General features: G+C 46.7%; 19 protein-coding genes. 5 read left to right on the top strand and 14 right to left on the bottom strand.

Annotated elements, in window-relative coordinates; all coding sequences use genetic code 11:
- Positions 1–10: 10 nt before the first annotated feature.
- From groL to AABK39_RS10460, 6 genes are all read right to left on the bottom strand, one after another.
- Positions 11–1,654 carry a chaperonin GroEL gene (gene groL / locus AABK39_RS10435; RefSeq protein ID WP_338391288.1) on the bottom strand — a complete coding sequence of 548 codons (1,644 nt, stop codon included), beginning with the start codon at positions 1,652–1,654 and terminating at the stop codon, positions 11–13.
- Between the two features lie 42 nt (positions 1,655–1,696).
- Positions 1,697–1,975 (bottom strand): co-chaperone GroES, encoded by a 279-nt coding sequence (locus tag AABK39_RS10440; RefSeq protein WP_338391289.1) that lies wholly within the window; start codon positions 1,973–1,975, stop codon positions 1,697–1,699.
- Positions 1,976–2,320: 345 nt separating this feature from the next.
- Entirely contained in the window at positions 2,321–2,764 is a 444-nt protein-coding gene (gene rplI / locus AABK39_RS10445; protein WP_338391290.1) for a 50S ribosomal protein L9, read from the bottom strand.
- Between the two features lie 41 nt (positions 2,765–2,805).
- The gene (rpsR, locus tag AABK39_RS10450; protein ID WP_338391291.1) at positions 2,806–3,057 is read right to left on the bottom strand and encodes a 30S ribosomal protein S18; all 252 of its coding nucleotides are present in this window, start codon (positions 3,055–3,057) and stop codon (positions 2,806–2,808) included.
- A gap of 3 nt (positions 3,058–3,060) precedes the next feature.
- Positions 3,061–3,429, bottom strand: coding sequence for a 30S ribosomal protein S6 (gene rpsF / locus AABK39_RS10455; protein ID WP_338391292.1), 369 nt, complete (start codon positions 3,427–3,429; stop codon positions 3,061–3,063).
- Positions 3,430–3,514: 85 nt separating this feature from the next.
- A complete protein-coding gene (locus AABK39_RS10460; RefSeq protein ID WP_338391293.1) occupies positions 3,515–4,993 on the bottom strand; it encodes a sodium:solute symporter in 1,479 nt (492 codons plus the stop codon).
- Positions 4,994–5,395: 402 nt separating this feature from the next.
- On the opposite strand from AABK39_RS10460, the gene aspA reads away from it, so the two are divergent.
- Complete coding sequence (gene aspA / locus AABK39_RS10465; protein WP_338391294.1) at positions 5,396–6,805, top strand: aspartate ammonia-lyase; 1,410 nt, start codon at positions 5,396–5,398, stop codon at positions 6,803–6,805.
- 98 nt (positions 6,806–6,903) lie between these two features.
- On the opposite strand, the gene AABK39_RS10470 is transcribed toward aspA, so the two are convergent.
- Positions 6,904–7,530: a hypothetical protein gene (locus AABK39_RS10470; protein ID WP_338391295.1), complete on the bottom strand. Its 627-nt coding sequence runs from the start codon at positions 7,528–7,530 to the stop codon at positions 6,904–6,906.
- Positions 7,531–7,636: 106 nt separating this feature from the next.
- Positions 7,637–9,322: an OmpA family protein gene (locus AABK39_RS10475; protein WP_338391296.1), complete on the bottom strand. Its 1,686-nt coding sequence runs from the start codon at positions 9,320–9,322 to the stop codon at positions 7,637–7,639.
- 265 nt (positions 9,323–9,587) lie between these two features.
- Here AABK39_RS10475 and AABK39_RS10480 point away from each other — a divergent pair, with 265 nt between their 5' ends.
- Together AABK39_RS10480 and AABK39_RS10485 are read left to right on the top strand one after the other, a co-directional pair.
- Positions 9,588–10,385, top strand: a complete 798-nt coding sequence (locus AABK39_RS10480; RefSeq protein ID WP_338391297.1) for a threonine/serine exporter family protein — start codon at positions 9,588–9,590, stop codon at positions 10,383–10,385.
- Positions 10,382–10,891 (top strand): threonine/serine exporter family protein, encoded by a 510-nt coding sequence (locus AABK39_RS10485; protein ID WP_338391298.1) that lies wholly within the window; start codon positions 10,382–10,384, stop codon positions 10,889–10,891. The genes AABK39_RS10480 and AABK39_RS10485 overlap by 4 nt, the downstream gene beginning before the upstream one ends.
- Positions 10,892–10,935: 44 nt before the next feature.
- Here AABK39_RS10485 and AABK39_RS10490 read toward each other — a convergent pair whose 3' ends face one another.
- The 3 genes from AABK39_RS10490 to AABK39_RS10500 all read right to left on the bottom strand — a co-directional run bounded on the left by AABK39_RS10490 (position 10,936) and on the right by AABK39_RS10500 (position 13,043).
- A complete protein-coding gene (locus AABK39_RS10490) occupies positions 10,936–11,349 on the bottom strand; it encodes a MaoC family dehydratase (protein WP_338391299.1) in 414 nt (137 codons plus the stop codon).
- A gap of 6 nt (positions 11,350–11,355) precedes the next feature.
- Entirely contained in the window at positions 11,356–12,024 is a 669-nt protein-coding gene (locus tag AABK39_RS10495) for an ABC transporter ATP-binding protein (RefSeq protein WP_338391300.1), read from the bottom strand.
- 170 nt (positions 12,025–12,194) lie between these two features.
- Positions 12,195–13,043 (bottom strand): DNA/RNA non-specific endonuclease, encoded by an 849-nt coding sequence (locus AABK39_RS10500; protein ID WP_338391301.1) that lies wholly within the window; start codon positions 13,041–13,043, stop codon positions 12,195–12,197.
- A gap of 403 nt (positions 13,044–13,446) precedes the next feature.
- Between AABK39_RS10500 and sucC the strand changes: the two genes are divergently transcribed.
- Complete coding sequence (gene sucC, locus AABK39_RS10505) at positions 13,447–14,637, top strand: ADP-forming succinate--CoA ligase subunit beta (protein WP_338391302.1); 1,191 nt, start codon at positions 13,447–13,449, stop codon at positions 14,635–14,637.
- Between the two features lie 67 nt (positions 14,638–14,704).
- Here the strand turns inward: sucC and AABK39_RS10510 are convergent, their stop codons facing one another.
- Together AABK39_RS10510 and AABK39_RS10515 are read right to left on the bottom strand one after the other, a co-directional pair.
- Entirely contained in the window at positions 14,705–15,196 is a 492-nt protein-coding gene (locus AABK39_RS10510; RefSeq protein WP_338391303.1) for a SixA phosphatase family protein, read from the bottom strand.
- 363 nt (positions 15,197–15,559) lie between these two features.
- Positions 15,560–15,862 (bottom strand): PID-CTERM protein-sorting domain-containing protein, encoded by a 303-nt coding sequence (locus tag AABK39_RS10515; protein ID WP_338391304.1) that lies wholly within the window; start codon positions 15,860–15,862, stop codon positions 15,560–15,562.
- A 186-nt stretch (positions 15,863–16,048) separates the two neighbouring features.
- Between AABK39_RS10515 and AABK39_RS10520 the strand changes: the two genes are divergently transcribed.
- Positions 16,049–20,977 (top strand): T9SS type A sorting domain-containing protein, encoded by a 4,929-nt coding sequence (locus AABK39_RS10520; RefSeq protein WP_338391305.1) that lies wholly within the window; start codon positions 16,049–16,051, stop codon positions 20,975–20,977.
- Between the two features lie 87 nt (positions 20,978–21,064).
- Here AABK39_RS10520 and AABK39_RS10525 read toward each other — a convergent pair whose 3' ends face one another.
- Positions 21,065–22,843, bottom strand: a complete 1,779-nt coding sequence (locus AABK39_RS10525; RefSeq protein ID WP_338391306.1) for a DEAD/DEAH box helicase — start codon at positions 22,841–22,843, stop codon at positions 21,065–21,067.
- Positions 22,844–22,866: the final 23 nt, after the last annotated feature.

A 22,866-nucleotide genomic window follows, 5' to 3' on the forward strand; every position in this document is an offset into this window, starting at 1 on the left:
AGATGCTCGATTACATCATGCCTGGCATGCCACCGCCCATACCTGGGGCACCGGCTGGCATAGCAGGAGCTTCTTCTTCCTGGTCAGCAACCACACACTCGGTAGTCAAGAGCAATGACGCGATAGAAGCGGCATTCTCCAAAGCCAAACGAGTAACTTTAGTCGGGTCGATAACACCAGCGGACAACAAGTTCTCGAACTTGTCTTCGCGAGCGTTGTAACCGTAGTCACCTTCTCCTTCTTTGATCTTCTGAACGATAACCGATCCTTCACCACCGGCGTTCTCTACGATAGCGCGGAGAGGGGACTCGATTGCGCGTTCAACGATGTTTACACCAGTAGCCTGGTCTTCGTTCTCAACTTTTTCCTCAAGGTTTTCGAGAGCCTCGATAGCGCGGATCAAAGCAACTCCACCACCAGGAACCACACCTTCCTGAACGGCGGCGCGAGTGGCGTGCAACGCATCGTCTACACGGTCTTTCTTCTCCTTCATCTCAACCTCGGTAGCGGCACCGATGTAGATGATAGCAACACCGCCTGACAACTTAGCCAAACGCTCCTGCAACTTCTCACGGTCGTAGTCAGAAGAAGTGTTCTCGATCTGCGACTTGATTTCGTTAACGCGACCTTTGATAGTGTCCTCGTTGCCAGCACCGTTAACAACAGTAGTGTTGTCTTTGTCGATGTTTACTTTCTCAGCGGTTCCGAGCATATCCAAAGTAGCAGACTCCAAGTTGAATCCACGCTCTTCAGAAATAACAGTACCACCAGTCAAGATAGCGATGTCTTCCAACATAGCCTTACGACGGTCACCGAAGCCCGGAGCCTTAACAGCAGCGATTTTCAGCGTTCCGCGGATTTTGTTAACTACCAAAGTAGCCAAAGCCTCGCCGTCAACGTCTTCAGCGATGATCAACAAAGGTCTTCCGCTCTGAGCTACAGGCTCAAGAATCGGCATCAAATCCTTCATAGTCGAGATCTTCTTGTCGTAGATCAAGATGTAAGGATTCTCAAGCTCGGCTTCCATTTTCTCAGTATCGGTAACAAAGTAAGGAGAAAGGTAACCGCGGTCAAACTGCATACCTTCTACAGTCTTAACCTCAGTTTCAGTACCTTTAGCTTCCTCAACAGTGATAACACCGTCTTTGCCAACTTTCTCCATCGCTTCGGCGATCATACCACCGATTTCCTTGTCGTTGTTAGCTGAAATCGAAGCCACCTGAGCGATCTCGTCGTTAGTTTCGATTTCTTTAGACTGCGAACGCAATCCGTCAACAACCAAAGCAACGGCAGCGTCGATACCGCGCTTGATGTCCATTGGGTTGGCACCGGCAGTAACGTTTTTGATACCGTTGTTGAAGATAGCCTGAGTCAAAACAGTAGCGGTAGTAGTACCGTCACCGGCGTCGTCGTTAGTTTTAGAAGCAACTTCTTTTACCAACTGAGCGCCCATGTTCTCTACAGGATCCTTCAGTTCGATCTCCTTAGCAACAGACACACCGTCTTTGGTTACGTGAGGAGCGCCGAATTTTTTGTCGAGGATTACGTTGCGACCTTTAGGTCCCAAAGTTACCTTAACGGCGTCGGCGATAACGTTAACGCCTTTTTTCAATCTATCTCTAGCCTCAATCTCGAATACGATCTCTTTAGCCATGTCTATTCTGTTTTAAAATGAAAGATGTTAAAAACGGGAAAATCAAAGGATCAAAAGAATCTCAGACTCTTTCATGATCAGGTAGTCTACGCCTTCGTAGTTCACCTCTGTGCCTGAGTACTTGCCATACAACACTTGGTCTCCCACTTTAACCGTCATCGGCTCGTCCTTAGTGCCAGGGCCAACAGCCACTATTTTTCCCTGAAGCGGCTTCTCTTTTGCCGTGTCTGGAATATAGAGTCCTGAAGCGGTTTTAACTTCCGCTGGAGCCGGCTCGATGAGAACCTTGTCCCCTAATGGCTTTGCTTTTACTTCTGACATTTTAGTTCGCGATTTTTATTAAAGTATAAAAATTTGTTTCAGATTCTTGTCCCGAAAGACACCCTAGCTTTTATCATTTCCCGTGCCAACTTAACTAACGTGACACTTTGGCGCATTTTTCAAAAACAATTCCCGACACGCATTCCGATAGAACCCTAAGACTCAAAATAATAATGGCGAAAGAGCCCGAATTTTCAAGAAAACGCTTTTTCGAAAAACTGTCAGTGCTTTCGGGGCCAACACGAAAAACATGACAAAATGCCACACGCTAAATACGCGGAAATATTAAGGCAAAAAAAAACCCTCTAAGAAAGAGGGCTTTTGTATTTCTTTATTGGGGTCAGCTTACTCAGCTACAACCTCAACAGTGATTTCGTGCTTAACTTCTTTGTGCAAAGCGATAGTAGCAGTGTACTCACCAACGAATTTGGCGTCGCTGTCCAAAGAAATTTGCTTACGGTCGATATCGAAACCTTTTTCCTTCAAGCAGTCAGCCAACTGCAAAGGAGTGATAGAACCGAAGATCTTACCGTTCTCGCCAGCTTTGGTTGAGATAGTGATCTTAGTAGTTCCGATAGCGTTTGCCAAAGCTTCCGCGTCAGCCTTGATTTTCTCGGCTTTGTGAGCGGCTTGCTTAATGTTCTCAGCAATTTGCTTCTTGTTAGAAACAGTAGCCAAGATGGCGTAACCTTGAGGGATCAAGTAGTTACGTCCGTAACCTGCCTTTACAGTAACGATGTCGTTCTTAAAGCCCAGGCCCTTGATATTTTGAGTCAAGATAATTTCCATTGATCTTTCTCTTTTTTCAATGATTACTAAAAACGAGCGATTTACTTCAACGAGTCACCAACATATGGCATCAAAGCCAAGTGGCGCGCGCGCTTGATCGCCTGGGAAACTTTCTTTTGGAACTTAACCGAAGTACCAGTGATACGACGAGGCAAGATTTTTCCTTGCTCGTTCACAAACTTCAACAAGAAGTTGGCGTCTTTGTAATCAACGTACTTGATGCCGTGCTTCTTGAAGCGACAGTACTTCTTGCGGTTTTCGTTTCTATTGATTGGTTCGTTAACTAAAGTCATGACTTAGCCCTCCTCGTTAGATTTTTCTTCTTTTTTGTTGAATTTACCAGCGCGTCTCTTCTCGCTGAACGCCAAAGCGTGCTTGTCAAGAGCGATAGTCAAAAAGCGCAATACCTGCTCGTCGCGACGGTACTCAGTCTCAAGAGCGTCGATTGCTTCCGAAGGAGCTTTGAACTCTACCAATGTGTAGAAGCCAGTAGTTTTGTGCTGGATTGGGTAAGCAAGTTTCTTCAATCCCCAGTTCTCGTGATTCACGATCTCAGCACCGTTGTTTTTCAACGTACCCACAAACTTCTCGACAGTATCCTTCATCTGATCTTCAGACAAAACGGGAGTCAAAATGAATACCGTCTCATAATTTTTCAATTCCATAACTAATATAGTTGCGGTTTATTTTTGAAATTCGAACCGCAAATATAGCGGTTTTAGTGTTAAACAAAAAAACATCGGCAAGGATTTAGTTCCCCTGCCCTATCTTAATTTTCTTTTCGTTTACCGTTTCCGGCTTCCCGAGACTTATGCATTCCAAAGCCACAAAAGTCAGCAATCCGTTCAGCAACAACAACTCATGACCGAAACGGTAACCAAACAGCCACGCCTCGGAGTTGGCGTTCACGAAATATGTCAACACCGGCGAAAGAAGGCAAACTACGGGAACCCAAGCGTCACGAATCGCTTTTTTACGGAAAAGCCCATAAGCGAAAAGGCCGAGCAACGGCCCGTAAGTATATCCCGCCACTTTGAAAACTGAACGGACAACGCTTTGGTCGTTCATGGACCAGAACAACATAATAGTAGCGAAAGCGGCCACCGTAAAACCGATATGCACGTACCGGCGGGTGTTTTCTCCGTAGGTTTTCTTCCCTCCCAGAATATCGACGCAAAAACTGGTTGTCAGCGCCGTGAGGGAAGAATCGGCGCTGGAATACGCCGCCGCCGTAACGCCAAGAAGAAAAAGCACGGACGTAAGCCCGCCGAAATGGTTTAGGGCCAAATACGGAAACAACTCATCCGAACGGTTAGGCAATTCGATTCCGTGCTTAGCCATGTACGAATACAGTAAAAGGCCGAGAAAAAGAAAAAGGGAACTTACGGCCAAAAAACTTAAGCTAAACGCCACCATATTCCGTTTCGATTCTTTGCTGTTTTTGCAGGTCAGGCTCTTTTGCATCATATTCTGGTCAAGCCCCACCATTACCACGGCCAAAAACACTCCGGCGAAAAACTCTTTCAGGAAAAAGCGTTTGTCTTGCCAATCCGTCACCACCGCATTTCCGTTCGGGTGCGCCTCAAGAAAACCGGCCAATCCCGGCCATTCGCTTCCCAAATCGTCCATTACCCAATACACGCAACTGCCTACGGCCAAAAGCATGCACAAGGTCTGAAGCGTATCGGTCCAGACAATCGTCTTTATACCTCCGCGGAAAGTATACAGCCAAATAAGCACCAAAGCCAAAGCGACAGTCATTGGAAACGGCACTCCCCAACCGTCAAAGAAAAAGAGCTGGAGAACCAAGGCCGCCAAATAAAGCCTGAACGAAGCGCCGATCAATTGCGACAACAAGAAAAAAGCGGAACCCGTTTTATAGGAACCGGCACCGAAACGGTCACGCAAGTATTCGTAGACCGACACCACGTTTCGCTTATAGTATAAAGGTATCAGCCCGAACGCGACCAACCAATAGCCGACCACGTTGCCAAGCAATAACTGGAAATAGGAAAGGTTCGAATTACCGACTTCGCCCGGGACGGAAATAAAAGTAACGCCGGACAAGGCCGCCCCGATCATTCCGAAGGCCACCAAATACCACGGCGATTTACGGTCGGCGGTAAAAAAGGATTTGTCGTCGGCACCTTTCGACGTGAGCTTGGCCACCACAACCAACAAACCGAAATAACCTACCAAAACGGCAATAAAAACCCAACTTGAAAGCATAAACGAGCTGTTTTAATGTCTCCAGAAGCCGAACAAAACCTCCGGTTATTTTTTCCGAAAAATTAGAGAATCGACGATTCCACCCTTCAACTTATACAAAATCAAAGAAAGGTCATAATCAAGCGAAAAAACACTCTAGCTTTCGGTAGACTATTCTCAATAAAACTTTGTAAAAACGGCCTCCACAACCTAAAAAAGGCCGAAAACTTAAAACCGAAGCAAGCCACCCGCCCTTTCTTCGCGACAGATATAAATCGTATCGGGATGATGCCGATTTGTATCATTTACACGAACGTTTTTCGTTACTAAAACGCATATTCGCGGACATAAATTAATTCATGACCAAACGTACGGAGATTACGGGACCCACCCCGGAAACTCTCCGGCCAAACATACAGAGGGATGAGCGATAACAAAAGAACGGAACACGACTTTATCGGGGAATTGGAAATTCCTAACGACGTGTATTACGGCGTACAGACTTACCGCGCGATGGAGAACTTCCCCATCACCGGTATTCCCATCTCTACCAGCAGAACACTAGTACGCGGACTGGGCTACGTAAAGAAAGCCGCCGCGATGGCAAACCGCGACTTGGGCGTTATTGACCCGAAAGTCGCGGAAGCGATTATCTTGGCTTCGGAAGCGGTAATTAGAGGCGAGCTAAACGACCAGTTTACCGTGGATATGATCCAAGGAGGCGCCGGCACTTCTACAAACATGAATGCCAACGAGGTAATCGCGAATAAGGCTCTTGAAATCATGGGCTATGAAAAAGGCCGTTATGACGTGGTGCACCCCAACAACCACGTAAACTTTTCTCAATCGACAAACGACGCGTACCCTACCGCTTTCAGAGTTGCTCTCCATGAGAAAATGGACCTTCTGATCGAAAGCATGGAACGCCTGCGTGAGTCGTTCGCTAAAAAAGGCGAAGAATTCCAGGGGATCCTGAAAATGGGCCGTACCCAGCTTCAAGACGCCGTTCCGATGACCCTTGGACAGGAATTCACCGCTTTTGCCGTAACTATCGGTGAAGACATCAGGAGAATCAAGGAAGCCCAAGCGCTTTTAACCGAAGTCAACCTTGGCGCGACGGCCATTGGCACTACTATTAACGCTCCAGAAGGCTACCCGGAACTGGCCACTCAACACTTGAGAGAAGTGACCGGAATTCCGGTGACATTGGCCGAAAACTTGGTGGAAGCAACTTCCGACACCGGAGCTTACGTTCAGATTTCAGGCGTATTTAAGCGTGTGGCAGTAAAGATTTCCAAAATCTGCAACGATTTGCGTCTCTTGTCTTCCGGTCCTCGCGCAGGATTGAACGAGATTAACTTGCCAAAGATGCAACCTGGTTCTTCGATTATGCCGGGCAAAGTGAATCCAGTAATTCCGGAAGTTGTCAACCAAATCGCTTATCAGGTGATTGGCGCCGACGTTACCATCACAATGGCCGCCGAGGCCGGACAGCTTCAGCTGAACGTGATGGAACCGGTAATCGCTTATAACCTCTTTAACAACATCAAAATCATGATCAACGGTTTTGATGTTTTGGCAACCAAATGCGTAGAAGGAATCACCGCAAACGCAGAGCGTTGCGCCGAGATGGTAATGGGAAGCATCGGCATCGTGACTGCGCTGAACCCACTTTTGGGTTACGAAACTTCCGCAGGTATCGCTAAGCAGGCTCTGCTCTCGGGCGCTTCAGTTTACGATATCGTATTGGAAAAAAACTTGTTGAGCAAAGAAAAACTGGATGAGATTCTTTCGGTTGAAAACCTTATGAACCCAAGGTTTATCAAAGACTGATTTGCTTCCGGGTACAACACGCCCTTCACAGAATCGGCCGTCCCGTATATTCGGGACGGCCGATTTTTTTCACAAAAGAGCTACTGTTTTCCGTAAAATCAGCCCTCGGTCGTACCCACGTCGCCCCTCTTGAAAGCCAGCACAAACAGGTCCTCAGGACTTACATTCCCTCTTTTCTTCATTCTGAGCAACGACAAGCCTTTCTTGAACTCCCCGTAAGAATATTCGCTGAACATAATCGGAACGCCAGTAGTAACATTCATCCCTTTAAACGGCACCAAACGCAAAAAAACAGGGGTTTCCGGTGTTGCGGAATTGGCGAGCGCCTCGTTCATGATTTCGTACCTTGTTAACTCCCCGTCCAGCTGGTCTTCGACAACCACCGTTTTTGATTTCGGATTGACACTGTCCACCAAAAATACCGAAGCGAAAGCTTCCGTGTGGCTTAGAGCAATCTCTTCCAGGGAATCGTCAAGCTCGGGACCGTAATCGTAGAAATCGTCAACCAATCGCTTCCCGTCCGGATTTTTCTCATGCAAGATATAATCCATGATCACTTCACCATCTTCCTCGGACTCGGCCACTATGGCCCCATCGGACCAAATCCCCAACCTTTTGGCTACGAACTTCATGTCCCGATTCATATTCGATTGATTATAGTCAAATATCTTCTCCAACAACACGTCCGCCTGCTCTCTCAGCTTTTGGTACTCTTGAAACGTCATAAAAATCGCGCTATATATTTTTAAATATTTCCATATAACAGAAACTCGCCTCCTCTTCGACCATGAAAAGAAGGCGAGTTTCTTTTTCCACCTAAAATCAGGTTTCCTATTTCTTCAGAATAGTAAACTCAACCCTACGGTTTAGTTTTCTGGTTTCTTCGGATTTGTTCGATGCAACAGGACGGTTACTTCCGTAGCCTTTCGCTTTAACGCGTCTCTTTTCTATTCCTTGCTCCACCAAGTATCGCTTTACCCTGTCGGCGCGGTCTTGCGAGAGTTTCATCTTCAATTTCGCCGTACCGTTACTGTCAGTATGCCCGCCTATCTCGATGACCATATCCTTGTTTTCCTCCATCAGCCTTACGACTTCATTCAACGCCTCTTTCGAACCTTTGAGAAATTGATCCGAAGCGCGAGAGAACAATACATTCTCAAGCTTAACCACAGAACCCACCGTGATCGGCTTCAGCGCAAGTGCCCTTTCCGTTTTCCCCTTGGTTACAAGAATGGAAGAATGAGCCACCATATAACCGTCAGCCACAGCTTCAACCTCGATTTCGCCTTCTGTCTCACGAGAAAGCAAAAATGCTCCGCTTCCGGTCGGCGTCAAAACTTCACCGTTAACGCTAACTTTTGCTCCGGCAATGTCGTTTCCGTTGGTTTCGTCACGCAAGCGCAAGAGGACATTGCATTTCGGACCTTCTGGCACCGCAGGTTCCGCTACAGGCCGAACAGGTTTGGCAGGCACTTCCGGCGTCTCTGGTTGGGTAGCAGGTTCTGGTGTTTCCACAACAGCGACAGGTGTCGGAACCGCCACAATTTCCGGTTTGACAGGAACTTCTACATTGGCTTCCAAAACAGCTCGCTCAGCCACTTGCTTAGGTGCTGGGCCAATATCTTGAACTTTGATCCGCTTAATATCGCCGTAACCGTGGCTATCAGTAGTTGACACATACCAGGCCGTCTCTCCGTCAGGACCAATGAGATATGAGTACTCACGTCCGGCAGAATTTACTTTCTCTCCAAGGTTTTGAGGCTTGGTCCAATTAGTCCAAGAATCGTCAAGCCTTTCCGTTTTGAAGATATCGTAACTCCCGAAACCACCATGTCCATTGCTGGCGAAATAGAGCGTTTTATTGTCGGCGGCCAAATACGGCGTCATCTCCTGATAACCCGAGTTGACCGTCATACCCAAGTTTTTAGGATCGCTCCACTTTCCGTTTTTGAAGAACGAAACATAAAGGTCTTCGGCACCATAGCTTCCATACGACTGCATCGACAACAACATCACTTTTCCATCATGAGAAACGGATCCGTTCAGTTGGTCAGCGTCGTTTTTCATTGTTGGAAAATCCAAATCGCTTGGCGCCCCCCATGACCTTCCTTTGGATTTTGAAACAGAAATCCCTTCCGACCGGCCATTATTCTTGCCGTATTTATAGGCCAGATACATTTTTTTTCCGTCAGGAGAAAAGCCCAAAACCTGGTTTTCGGACTTGTTGTTCACCTTCCCGCCGAGCTGTTTCGCCGGGCTTGGGTTTCCTTTTTCGTCCAGCTCCACATACCAAACATCACCTTTGTCTTTTCCCCCGCCCTTGTTGTCAGGGTGATAAAGTCTTGTGAAATACAATCGGGATCCGTCCGGCGAAAAACACGGATACCGCTCGTCGAATGGGCTGTTAACGGCGGGCCCCAACTTCTCCACCGCCCTGCGCTGGGCTTTGGCTGGCAACACAAAAAACACGGTCAAGGCCACAACCCAGGCCTTCAATATCTCAACTCGTCTTATCATCTTCTTCTAAATATTGCTTAAGGCCCCGCCTTTTCCGGAACGCCAAACCGAACTCACTCAAAATAACCTCTTTGGTTCCGGCAATTGGGGGAAATCGACACCCATTATCAGGTATGGAAATATCGCGCAATCCTTTTCCTTTTTCAAGACATTGGCTACGGAAAAAGCCTTTAGTCACGATAAGCTCCAAAATACTAACGCCGTATCCCAAAAGCTTCGATTTATGGCCGAAAAATTGATTTCAGTATTTTGAAAACCAAATAAGATGCGACAAGGAAAATGTTTTACCGAAGACGAGAACGAAGTAGCTAGCCTGCTGTTCAGGGTAGCCAAAACCTTGATGGCTTCCGGTGCGCATACCGCCAGAATCGTTAATACTTTGACACGTTTTGCCAACGGGTTCGGGTTTGATGTCGACATTTTCATCACATACGGAGGGATCACCTTCACTTTGTTCCACAAAGACGACCCTAAAATCAGTTGCGTAAAAAGCCACAGTATCTCCATTCACGGCGTCAACCTGTCTTTGGTTGCAGCAATTGGCCACCTTTCTTGGGATGTACTGGAAAAAGAAACCACTCTCAAACAGGTTGTAGCCCGGCTTGACGAACTTGAGAAGAAACCCAGATACTCCAGACTCACCACCTTAGCGATGGTCAGCCTTGCCGACGGCGCTTTCTGTAAACTATTCGGCGGAGATTATTACGGAATGTTTCTAGCCTTTGTCGCTACGTTTATCGGGTTATTTGTCCGCCAAAAGACTCTTAAAGCCAATCTGTTCATATCCGTGACATTGGCCTCGTTTACCGCAAGCACGATCGCCAGCGTAGGCGTTATCTATAATTTAGGCGAGACTTCGCATATCGCGCTCGCCACAACCGTCCTTTTTCTGATTCCCGGCGTACCGCTGATCAGCGCTGGATTGGATATTCTCGAAGGACACGTATCCACCGGAATCGCACGCGCCTTCACGGCATCTGGCATAATAGCCTCCATCGCGGCGGGTATTATGTGCGCAATGTTCCTCCTCGGGCTCGGAGCCTGGAAAAATTTCATGGTATGATCGAATGGGATAAAGTTCTACTTGACGCACTTTGGTCGAGTTTCGCCGCTTTGGGGTTCGCCGTTCTCTTTAATTTGCCCCGCAAAAGCCTCTGGGCAGCTGGGCTTCTCGGAGCTATCGGCCATACTGTCAGGCATTTGGTTATGCATTACCATTGGGGGGATATTGTGGTTGGAACACTAGTCGCCGCCTTTACGATCAGCATAATCGGAATGCTGATCGCCCATCATACCGACAGTCCGTCGCTGATATTTTCGTTTTGCGCACTTATCCCGATGGTCCCGGGTTTGTTCGCTTACCAGGCACTGATATCATTAATCAGTATCGTGACTACGGAAAAGAAGATTTCGGATATTCTTGCCCAAATAGCCTTGGCGTCGAGCAATGGGCTAAAAGCGATGTTCGTGTTCTTTTGCCTTTCGTTTGGTGTTGCCATACCGATTCTCGGACTACGGGAAATCGGTTATTTCACCAAGAAAAAATACCATAGGAGATATTTCAAATAAAAATAGCCAGGAAAAAACGGAAAACTTTTTCCCGGCCGAAATTCCTAGAAGCGTAACTCATTCAGGAGCTTTGCAGTACCATCCATCAAAACTTTTTGACGGGCTCCGGTGGTTTTTATCTCCGCCTTCACAGTAGCGGTATGTTTGGCTTCATCAACTTCCAACACTTCAAACACCGCAACATAATCGGTATCCACGAGCATCGGACGTTTGAAATCGAGCGTTTGCCCTAAGTAAATCGTCCCCTCACCGGGAAACATCGTTCCGAAAACTCTTGAGAATACCGCTGCGCCCAACATTCCGTGGACAATCGGCTTTTTGAATTTCGTACCCGCCGCATATTCGGCGTCAAGGTGGACAGGATTGTTATCGCCTGTCACTTTGGCGAATTCAGCCACCTGCTCCTGGGTAAATTGGAATTCGTGTTCGAAAACCTCCCCTTGCTTAATCGTTGACATATCAGATTATATTAATATTCCGTCTCTCATCTCCAAAGTCCGGTCAGCCATGGCCGACAGCGCCATATTGTGGGTAACCAGAACAAACGTGCAATTCAGTTCCTCTTTCAGTTTGAAAAAAAGGCCGTGCAACTCCTCTGCGTTTTTTGAGTCGAGGTTCCCGCTAGGTTCATCGCCAAACACTATCTCCGGGTCGTTGACTAACGCTCTGGCAATGGAAACGCGCTGTTGCTCCCCGCCCGAAAGTTCCGAAGGCTTATGGTCCTTACGCTCGCTAATCTTGAGCAACTCCATCAGCTCTTCGGCTTTGCGCTTCACGTCTTTCTCAGGCCTTCCGGCAATAAAGCCCGGCATGCAAATATTCTCCAACGCCGTAAACTCCGGCAATAGGTTATGGAATTGGAACACAAAACCCATATTCGTATTCCGAAAACGGGCCAACGCCCTGTCATCCAAGCCCGAGATATCCGTTCCGTTCATAGTTACACGACCGGAGTCCGGACGGTCCAGCGTCCCCATAATATGCAAAAGCGTGCTTTTTCCTGCGCCTGAAGCCCCAACAATCGAAAGCAATTCACCTTTTCGCACGTCCAACGTAACGCCTTTGAGGACCGCTAATTCACCGTAAGTTTTCTTGACATCCTCCGTCCGGAGTATGAATTCTTCGCTAGCCATAGTTCGGATACTTTAAAAAAACGTTGGCAAAATAGCGATTTCCGTAAGATTTATATCTCAAAACACAGGCTTGTTCAAAAAATAAGGAATTTGATCAGATCAAACTCCCTAACACGCACTTCGCTCAATCAAAACGACAACACTTTCAGAAAGCGTTTCCGCTCTCTTATCTATTCCCAGAAAGAAGTATCTATTGTGGACTCCAACCAATTTTCCATTTCGTCCTCCACTTCTCTCAAAAAATCAATGCCTGTATAGGATTCAATCGCATCGACCGTTGTAACGTATTCCATAAACGACTCCCTACCATTATGCGGACGGTTTTCAAAAATAAATGCGATAACCCATTCCTCGTCCGGATCATATATGATTTTATAAAAATATTGGGGAACAGAAATATTTGTGACAATATCCCAATTCAATCTGCTGGAATTGGCGGCGTACTGGGTAAGCTTAGGCAAGCCCGGGTATAGGATCGGACCTGTGAAAACCCATTTTTCGCCCGTGCCGTTCGTCACCCATTTCATTGTCTGCGTCTCAAGTCTAGACCAAATCCCGGCGTTGAACCCGTTCTGGATTTGGGGAGACATATTGCTCATGTAGAAAGTCTTTTTGTACGCTGTCAAATCATAAGCCATATGCGTCGCTGGCACCAAGTGTCCTCGGGCATACCCCGTATAGCTATAATCCGAGTGCTTCGCCGAGGAAATATAGGTGGTGGGGTCTGTCTTAAAGTAGTTTTTCCTTGTAATATGTCTGTTGTTCACCTGCTCGGGCGTCAATTTATAAGCCGCCCATTCAGCCTGCTCATGCGTTTCTGAATAAGCCAACGCATAATTCCCATGATCGACCACCGTCTGTCCAGAGCGATAAGGCATTAACGTCTCGGGAATATACCTTCCAGAATTACTGTATGATATTCCCTCAGGGATATAATCGAAATCCTCGGTATAATTATTCTCTTGGCACGAAAATAACGCAAAGATTGAGATCAGAATTAGGGCTAAACTTCTCAACATATTTCCACTCCTCCGGTACCCAAACGAAAACGATTCCGAATTATTTTGAGGATTAAGTAATTTCCCGCAATTTACTTTCGGCTAAGCCTTCTAACCACAGAAAACCCTACGCCTGACACTCTTATTATTCCCGCATTAAAAACACCAGGCTTTAGTTTTTGCACTATTAGCCCACCAACTCTCCCAAGAGCCTATATCGTTGCACTTTAAGTAGATTCAAAATAAACAAACAAGTCCGAAAACCTTAAAATTATGAACATAAAAAACAAGCTTTCTGCGCATCCTGCCCGTAAAAGGAGGTAAACTCCCCTCCTTCCAAAAGACTAATTCAGAGCGGTATTAACGCCCAAAATCTCTTGGTAAAGAAATTCAAATATTATAGATTCGTCTAAAATTAACAATCATGAACATACACGAATATCAAGCAAAAGAAATCCTCGCTCGCTTTGGGGTTAAAGTTCCTGTAGGTTATGTCGCCGATACGCCTGAAGAGGCTGTGGAGGTAGCAAAACGCATCAAGGAAGAAACCGACACTCCAGCATATGTAGTTAAGGCCCAAATCCACGCAGGCGGACGCGGTAAAGGTGGTGGCGTAAAATTAGCCCAAGATTTTGACGAGGTTAAGGACTTAGCCGGCAAAATCATCGGCATGACCTTGGTCACTCCACAAACTGGCGCCGAAGGCAAACTCGTAAATAAAGTTCTTATCACGGAAGACTCTTTCTACCCGGGGCCTTCGGATATCCGCGAGCTTTATGTAAGTATTCTTCTTGACCGTAACACTGGCACCAACGTGATTATGGCATCCACCGAAGGTGGTATGGATATCGAGGAAGTGGCGGAGAAAACTCCGGAAAAGATCATCAAAGAGTGGATTGACCCGGCTGTTGGTCTACAAGGTTTCCAAGCCAGAAAAGTGGCTTACGCTCTCGGCCTTGAAGGAGCCGCCCACAAAGACATGGTCAAGTTTCTCTTCGCCCTTTACAAGGCCTACGAAGGCTCTGACGCCTCACAGGTCGAGATCAACCCGGCCCTCAAAACCGCCGACGACCAGATCTTGGCTCTCGACGCCAAAGTGAACATCGACGACAACGCTTTATACCGCCATAAAGATATCGCCACCATGCGCGACATCACGGAAGAAGCCCCTGAGGAAGTTGAAGCCGGCGAGTACGGATTGAACTACGTAAAACTCGACGGCAACGTAGGTTGCATGGTAAACGGCGCTGGACTCGCTATGGCCACCATGGACATCATCAAACTCTCGGGTGGCGAGCCAGCTAACTTTCTTGACGTGGGAGGTACTGCTAACGCCCAAACTGTTGAGGCCGGGTTCCGTATCATCATGAAAGACCCTAACGTAAAAGCTATCCTGATCAACATCTTCGGAGGTATCGTACGTTGCGACAGAGTTGCGAATGGCGTTGTCGAGGCTTACAAGAATATTGGAGACATTAAGATTCCGATCATTGTTCGCCTTCAGGGAACGAACGCCGAAGAGGCAGCCAAAATCATCAACGAATCTGGCCTTGAGGTAGAATCGGCCATCGTATTGAAAGACGCCGCCGAAAAAGTGAAAGAAGCCGTAGCTTGATATTCGGTTACGGTCACAGACCGTTTATAAAATCACTCCAGCCCGACTTACTCACAGTCGGGCTGTTTTATTTTGAAGGAGAAAAAAACAAACCAGGCTCTCCCAACCCCTTCGACACCCACGCCCAAGAATCCAGCCCAAAACGAATTTCGATACAACTGCCTGTAGACATTCCCCCGTAAGGAATTCCCGTTAAGTATTCGACAAATTGGGTAACCGTCGGATTATGCGCTACAATCAGCGCAATTTTAAAATCATTCTTGATTTTATTTACCTCTCCCAGCATTTGTTGATGATTTGACCGATATAATTCATCAAGATATTTAATATCAGGATTGCAATTATACCATTTAGACACAACACGCTTCGCTGTTTGCCTTGTTCTTTTGGCTCCACTAACCAAAACGACATCTGGAATCAGGAGATTCTGACTCATCCACAAACCGGCCTCCGAAGCCTCCTTCCGCCCTGAAGCCGACAGTCTCCTGTCAAAATCCGGCTCACCGGGCCTGGCCCATTCCGCTTCGCCGTGACGCATTATCAACAGTTTCTTTTCCATTTAGCTTTACTTAAATCCCTAGAGGGCCCACACTCTGCACTCTTTTCATCAACCCAATCATTTGCCCACCGACAGGAAACTCAACCATCATCCAAAAACAACGGGAAGAATCTTCAACCGTTTGCTCTCAAAGAAAATCTTCAGAATGAAATTTACCACAAAAAGTACGATTGGCAACAAAAGTATAAGCAAAACACCTATAACACAAAGACCTAAACCTCCAAGAAGAGTCCCTTCCCAAAAAAATAAAGCTCTCTTTTTGCAACAAAAAGAGAGCCTCACAATTTAAGTCGGCATACATCATAGACTGGAAACTGAAAACAGCCTCCTTTCTCCCTTGCTAATATTTGGTCAATCAAAAAATCACTTTTTCATGCTCGCCTTTTTGTTCTTTAAGGTTCTGTAACCAAGTGCAACTCCGGCACCAACTAACAAGGTCACTCCGCCATCAATCGGCACCTTTGGTCCTGGAGGGGTATCCCCGTCACCGCCGAGTCCGCTTGTTGTCACAACATCGCTCTCCAATTCATTATATTCCATATTCCCAATAGGATACCCGCTGTTCCCACTATTGGCTCCTTCTTGGCTCACTTGAGCATTGGCATATTTCATAAATACCACAGAAAAAAATAAGCACAGGCCGGCAAAACGTATATTTCTTTTCAAAATCACTATTTCTTATTAAAACAAAAACCTTCTTACTTATTAACAAGGAAACATTTTTCGAAATAAGCATAATACAAATTAATTTTTCAAACAATTCGACTATATTTATAAAGTTAAATATACTTCTAATTACATTTTAGAACTTTCGAACCACGCAAAACCACGTGGTCCGGAGGAGCCTAAACCATGACTAAAGTACTCTGCCCCAACAGATATACTTCATTTCATAAGCTTATGAAACGCTTCACTCACAAACAACATTTCCCTGCGGGCCGGTCAATCTCCAGCCCCCACAAAGGACTCCTAGCCAAGTTCTTTTTCATGGCCTGTCTCCTTGCGTTGTTGGCTCCCCCAATTAATACTTTTGCGCAAAGTGAGGCGTCCGTCCCTGATACTGTCTACCGATGGATGGGACCAGAGCACTCGTCTAGTTCGTCCAGCAAATTCACTTATACGACAAACTGGAATTCCCTTAAAATCCATCAGCATGGCAGTCCCACTTCGACAAATGCTTGGGAATACGAAGAGAATGGCGTGAAAAAGTATGACCGCTGGCCTGGAGAAAACGGAATTGCCGTTTTTGAGAAGGATTTCTATTCCAATATCAAAATCCCAAGCAATACCACGATCCTCTGTAAGCGGATTGAAATTCAGATAAAAAGTGGCGTATCCCCCAAGAGAGGTGTACAGCTTAAATTCCAGATAGGTAACGGAGGTAATGAAAACACTGACACCAACGCAAAGTTTTTCGTTCAGGAAGGTCTCGCCCTAACCTCAAGCACTGAAACGGACTTTAATTCCAGTGTGGACATTGTCATGTGGGGGCATTCTCACATCAAAATGAAAACATTGTCGCAGAACGGATTCCCAATAGCTGACGAAATAAGAAACCGGGGCAACAACCACACGATAGAGCTTACCCCATCGGCAGAGGATTCCCCACTCATTATTCCTCGCGTTACAGGTTCTGGAGAAGGTGGCCCAGGCAAACTGTTTAAATTAAAAATTCTTCCGACAGAGCCTGACGTAGAAATTCAATTTCACGGCACAACCACCCTTCTTGGAGAATTTGAGACAAACTCAAACGCCAACCTCAACCTTGAGGACAAAGAGCTAATAATTCAGAATGATTGGACCGGCGAACTCGGTCCGAATAACCAGGGTACGATAAAAATCAGCGGAGACAAGGATCCGCAAACAATCGGGCCAGAGCTGAACTTGGACGACCTTGTCATTGAAAAGCCTACGGGCTCGACTGTTAAATTCGAAAATGACGTTACCGTAAACGGCACACTTGACACCAGTGGCAATGACGGCACAATAGATGACGACGGTGACCACATCAACGCCGAAGGAGACTGGGTCGGAAACTCGAGCGACAAGGTAAAACTACTGGGCGACAACGACCAAAACCTTGACCTGAGCAACTCTTTGACCATGCTCCATATTGACAAAGGGGCCGGCACCGTTACCGTCAGCCAAGATGCCACCACCTCAAACCTTTACACAAAAGGAGATTTCAGCTTTTCAGGAAACACTGTGGAAGTAACAGGTGATTGGACAGGAGAAACAACCAACATCACTGGTAATGGCAAAGTGAAAATCACGGGAAGCGGCACTCATCAGATTAACCCCGAGGTTGACATTGATAACCTTGAAATCGCGACTAGTGGCACTGTCAACATGGTAAACACCGTCACGGTAAACGGAAGCTTGGATATCCAAACGGCTACGCTCAACTTATCCGGACAAAGCCTCAATGTATCAGGAAACATTCAAGGTTTGGAATCATCAATTAATTCCGGGAAACTCTCTTTAACCGGCGCTTCCGACCAAATCATTGAACAGACCATTAACCACCAAGGAGACTTTGACATAATAAAAACAGGTGGCACTGTAACCGTGGATGGGCTTCAACGGGTTTACGGCACCTTCACCACTGGTGAGAACACAAATTTACGCCTAAACCAAAAAATAAACCTGCAAGGTGATTGGACAGGCCCTTCAGGTACCATCACCGCCAGTGATGAAAGCGCCGAAGTTAGATTTGGTGGCGCAACCGGCCCTGTTTCAGTTGACTCAAAACACACGGTTCCGTACGTTTTCGTAAACAAACCAAACACTTCAATCACATTTCAGGATGACTTCACCGTCTCGAAAATGCTGACTTTATCGAGTGGCGCAGTCAATACCAACGGAAAACTCGTACTCCAATGGAACGAGGACGGCAATGCCATGATCCCCCAAACATCGTTTGTAAACAGCGACGACGGCAACAACAAAACTATTAACGGAGACATCAAGGTGGAGCGCCATATAGCCAAATATGACGACGAAGGAAGCTTGATTGACCAAACTCCGGACTGGCACCATATAGGGCCCCTGATTGGAGGAATGACACTAAGCGACTGGAACGACAAAATTGGAGTTATCTTGGATAGCGACACATACCATGGAAGTGTTGCAACTTTTCAGGAAAACACCTACGGAGACTTCGCCTCCAATCCCGCAAATGACGGTAGTACAAGTACTCCTTATTGGCACAGAGAAGAAAGCCTAGGCATTAACTTAACCCCTGGCCTAGGATATAACATTTACACTCTGGCTCCGTCAATAACAGACGGCTCCATCTCTTTTGAAGAAACAGGTGCCATTAACCTAGGAAATGTTTCCGTCACCTTGAACGAACCATCTGGGGACAACTCGAATTACGGCTTTTACTACCTTTCGAATCCCTACCCCTGCCCTATTTCTTGGACAGAGCTTTATTACTCTCAGTCTACGGCCTTACAAGGTCAGCTTTCGAAAATTTGCTACGTTTGGGATACATATCTGAATTCATATAGGGTCTTACATGCGGCAGGAAGCTCTGAAGAATCTGCCATACCCGGAGGCATTGTTGCGGATCACGTCATGTTGGCTCCCGGACAAGCATTCTTTATCAAATTGAATCACGAAACCACCTCGGCTCAAACTTTCAATTTCACCGAAGAGTCTAAGGTAGACTACCCTGTCCACGATGTTCCTCAATACAGAAAGGCCCCACAACCTCTTGCTTTTGAGGGAATAATTCTGACTATCGAAGCACCCGCCCATGGCAAAAGCCCTATCGGTTTCAAGTTCGATGACAAAGCAAGTCCAGATTTTGACATTTCTGAAGACATTATACAATTCGGAGAAGCGTATCTTTCCTCACACAACACTGAGCGCTTGGAAACAGGCGAAAAGAACAACGTAAGCACTAGATTCAACGTGATGCCTTTCCCCGAAAAGGGATCTCAATTAGACCTAAGCTTCGCCGCCCGAAATTACGGCACGCACACCATCAAGATTAGCGAGTTCCGTAACTTGAAAGAAAGTCGAAAGCTGACGCTACATGACAACTTCCTTGACAAAGACATTGACCTTACTACAGCCGACAAGTACTCCTTTGAAGTGACAAAGAACAAGGCATCCTACGCCTCAAATAGATTCGCTGTCAAGCTCGGAAATAAGCACATCATGAACCCAGTAAACGTTACGGGTCCCAAAAAACTATTTGCCGGCAAAGGCAGAAAAGTCACTGTCCCTGTCTCGGCAGAAGGGTTCAAGCACATGAAAGACCTCACGGTTTCTTTGGGTTGGGATCCTGCAATTCTCTCTGTAGAAAGGGTGAAAACGGAACTTGAAGGGGATTTCTCGTATACTCAACCCGAATCAGGCAAGCTGAACATCAATTGGGCCTCAAGCGATGAAAACGGAATCTCGCTTCCTGAAAACGGAATATTGTTCAATCTCGAGTTCATTGTAGCAGACGAGACAGACGCCTATACAACCGGCATTAATATCATGAACGCGTCAGGTAAGGGATTCACGCTGGTTGACCGTATCCTAACGGAAGCGCCCGTAACTTGGGGGAACAGCTCGCTTACAATCTTGCCACTTGTAGGCATAAAAGCGACAGCTCTGCAGACGGACGGCACATTGGCTGGCAACGTAGCTTGGAATTGGAAAATCGAGGATAAGAAACAAGACCAAGTAACCAATTCCGGAACTCTCAGCGCATCTGCGTTGCAAGGTGAGAAGTTGAGCATAGAACCCGAAATAAACGAAGACGGCAGCAAGAAACCTTCTGTTTTGGACCTCCTGCTTATCCGGAGACATATTTTAGGCGTCTCGCGTCTTTACAAAGCTCTCGACCGCTACATCGCAGACGCAAATGACGACTATAGGGTATCAACCGCCGACATTTCGTCCGTAAGATCGGAAATCCTCGGGCTGGAAGGGATCCAATCCCCTTGGAGAGTAATTCCCGAAGACGAGATGGAGAAAATTGAAGACGAGGATTTTGCGGATATTCGAAATGATTTCGAAACTGTTTTGCCTTCTACTGGAGTTGATGTGAAATTCCTTATAGCCAGAAAAGGCGACCTGACCTCTGACGGAAAATCTTACAGAACAGCTACGAATCCCGTTAAGGTGGAACTGAGCGAAACCCGAAAACTAGAGAATGGCAATTTAGAGTTGACGCTTTCTCTAAATTCGGAAAAACAGCTTGACGGTGTGCAATTCACAATTGATTGGGATGACAATACCGCGCAGCTAGACAATGTCTCAGCTTTGATGCCCGGCCAATTCCAAAGCGCCGAATCTACTGGTAGCTTATCCGTTATCTGGAACGAATCAGGAGAAGCCAGAGCGGAGGATTTGAAGTTTGTGACTTTGGTTTTCTCCCCACAAAAAGGCAAAAAACTAACAGGCTTAAATCTAGAAATCTCATCGTCCAGAACAGAGGCTTTGGCCGCTACAAGTGATATGGAACAAATCGCTATTGCCGAAACCAGCCTCAACACAAATACGGAACAACATACAGAAGGTCTCCTAGTCGGACCAAATCCATTCTCGGACAAGCTGAGCTTTACTTTTAACGCACATAAAGGAGAAACCGCCACATTCAACATTTTCAACGCTGATGGCCAACTTGTCGAAAGTTTCGAAAAGACTATTTCTGAAGAAAAGGAAACGATCAACTGGAACGTTAACCAAGTTGGAACCAAACTGACTGCGGGGATTTATATCTACCGAGTAACCGTAGGTGGCGAAACTTATAACGGGAAAGTGGTTAGAAAATACTAAATCCATAATTGACATGGACAACAAAAAAGCCGGGCACTAGCCCGGCTTTTTTGTTAGAATATTTTGAAAATCGTTTTTCCTGAAGGATTAAGAACGATAGCTTCTTCTTGGTCTGCTGTTATAGTTCGATCTTCTGTCATCACGACGGTTGTTGTCACGACGATTGAAGCCCCCTCTACCGCCACCATTTCCTCCACGGAAAGAACGGCGTTCTTTCTCTTCTGAGATTGATAGAGACTGGCCTTCGAACTGACTACCTTTAAAGGCACCCATAATGTGATCTTTGAAGTTCTGATCCACGTCAAAGTAAGTCTCCGATGACATAATGTCAATCTTACCGATCTCAACATTCATGTGAGGAGAAACCTCATTTACCAAATCGATAACCTTAAGCGGATTAACGCCGTCACGCTTACCTACATTGATTTTGAACCTTGAGTAACGAACACGATCGCCACCACGCTCACGGCGGTCACCGCGACGATCATTACGATCATATCCCCTATCACGATCACGACCTCTGCCATCAGAATCACGACCACTTACGTTAAGGTCTTTGGCGTTTTGGTAGTATGTGAAGAAGTCAGAGAACTTCGAGGCAACCAATTTTTTGATCAACTCATCCTTGTCCAGCTCCTGAAGACGTTCAACGGCCAATGCCATCACTTCTTCCGCCGGGGTGTTCTCCGTGTCGAGCTCAATAAGGTGCTGAAGGTAGTTTCCTACTCTCTTTTCGCAAACAGTCTTTGCGTCTGGCACCGGCACGCGCTCGATTTTCTGATTGATCATCTTTTCGATGAAACGAATACGTCTCAAATCGCCTTTCCCGATGATACTTACAGACTGACCTTGCTTACCGGCACGGCCTGTACGTCCGCTTCGGTGAGTGTAGTTCTCAGTATCGTCCGGCAACCCGTAGTGGATTACGTGCGTCAGGCTTTCAACGTCCAACCCGCGAGCGGCAACGTCAGTAGCAACCAACATGTTAAGGCTTTTCACACGGAAACGTCCCATTACGGCATCACGCTGTGACTGGGTCATATCACCGTGCAAAGCGTCGGCCGTGTAGCCATCGCCCAAAAGCTGATCAGCGATTTCTTTTGTCTCCCTTCTGGTACGGCAGAAGATAATGCCATAGATATCCGGATGCATATCCATCATACGCTTCAGCGCGGCGTAACGGTCGTCACGGCGCACAACATAGCATTGGTGGGTTACGTCACGGTTACCAGCGTTACGGCGACCTACCGATACTTTAACCGGCTCGCTCATGTAACGCTTAGAGATTCTTTCCGCTTCCGGCGACATAGTAGCCGAGAAAAGAATCGTTGTACGCTCGTCCGGCGTACTGTCAAGGATGGCGTCCAACTCATCCTTAAAGCCCATGTCCAGCATTTCGTCAGCCTCGTCGAGAACGACACGGCTCACGTTGCTCAAATCGATCTTTTTCCTGCGGATAAGGTCCAGCATACGGCCAGGTGTGGCCACTACAATCTGCGGACGCTTCCTTAAGAGCGAAATCTGTCCGGTAATGCTTGCTCCGCCGTAAACGGCTACAACATTCACTCCCCTGACATATTTGGCGTACATTTCCAGGTTGTTGGCGATTTGCAGGCAAAGTTCCCTAGTAGGACTGAGCACCAATGTCTGGATATGTCCTTCATTCACTTCGGTTTTGTGAATGATAGGCAATCCGTACGCAGCGGTTTTGCCAGTCCCCGTTTGCGACAAGGCGATTAGATCACGGTCTTCTTCCAATAACAAAGGAATCACCTTACTCTGGATCTCTGTCGGCTCCTCAAAGCCCAATTCTACGATCCCTTTTGTGATCTCTTCGCTCAAGCCCAACGTCTCAATTTCTTTCATGCCAATTTTTTGATGTAAACTAT

It is taken from the genome of Fulvitalea axinellae (assembly GCF_036492835.1).
Taxonomy (GTDB): Bacteria; Bacteroidota; Bacteroidia; order Cytophagales; family Cyclobacteriaceae; genus Fulvitalea; species Fulvitalea axinellae.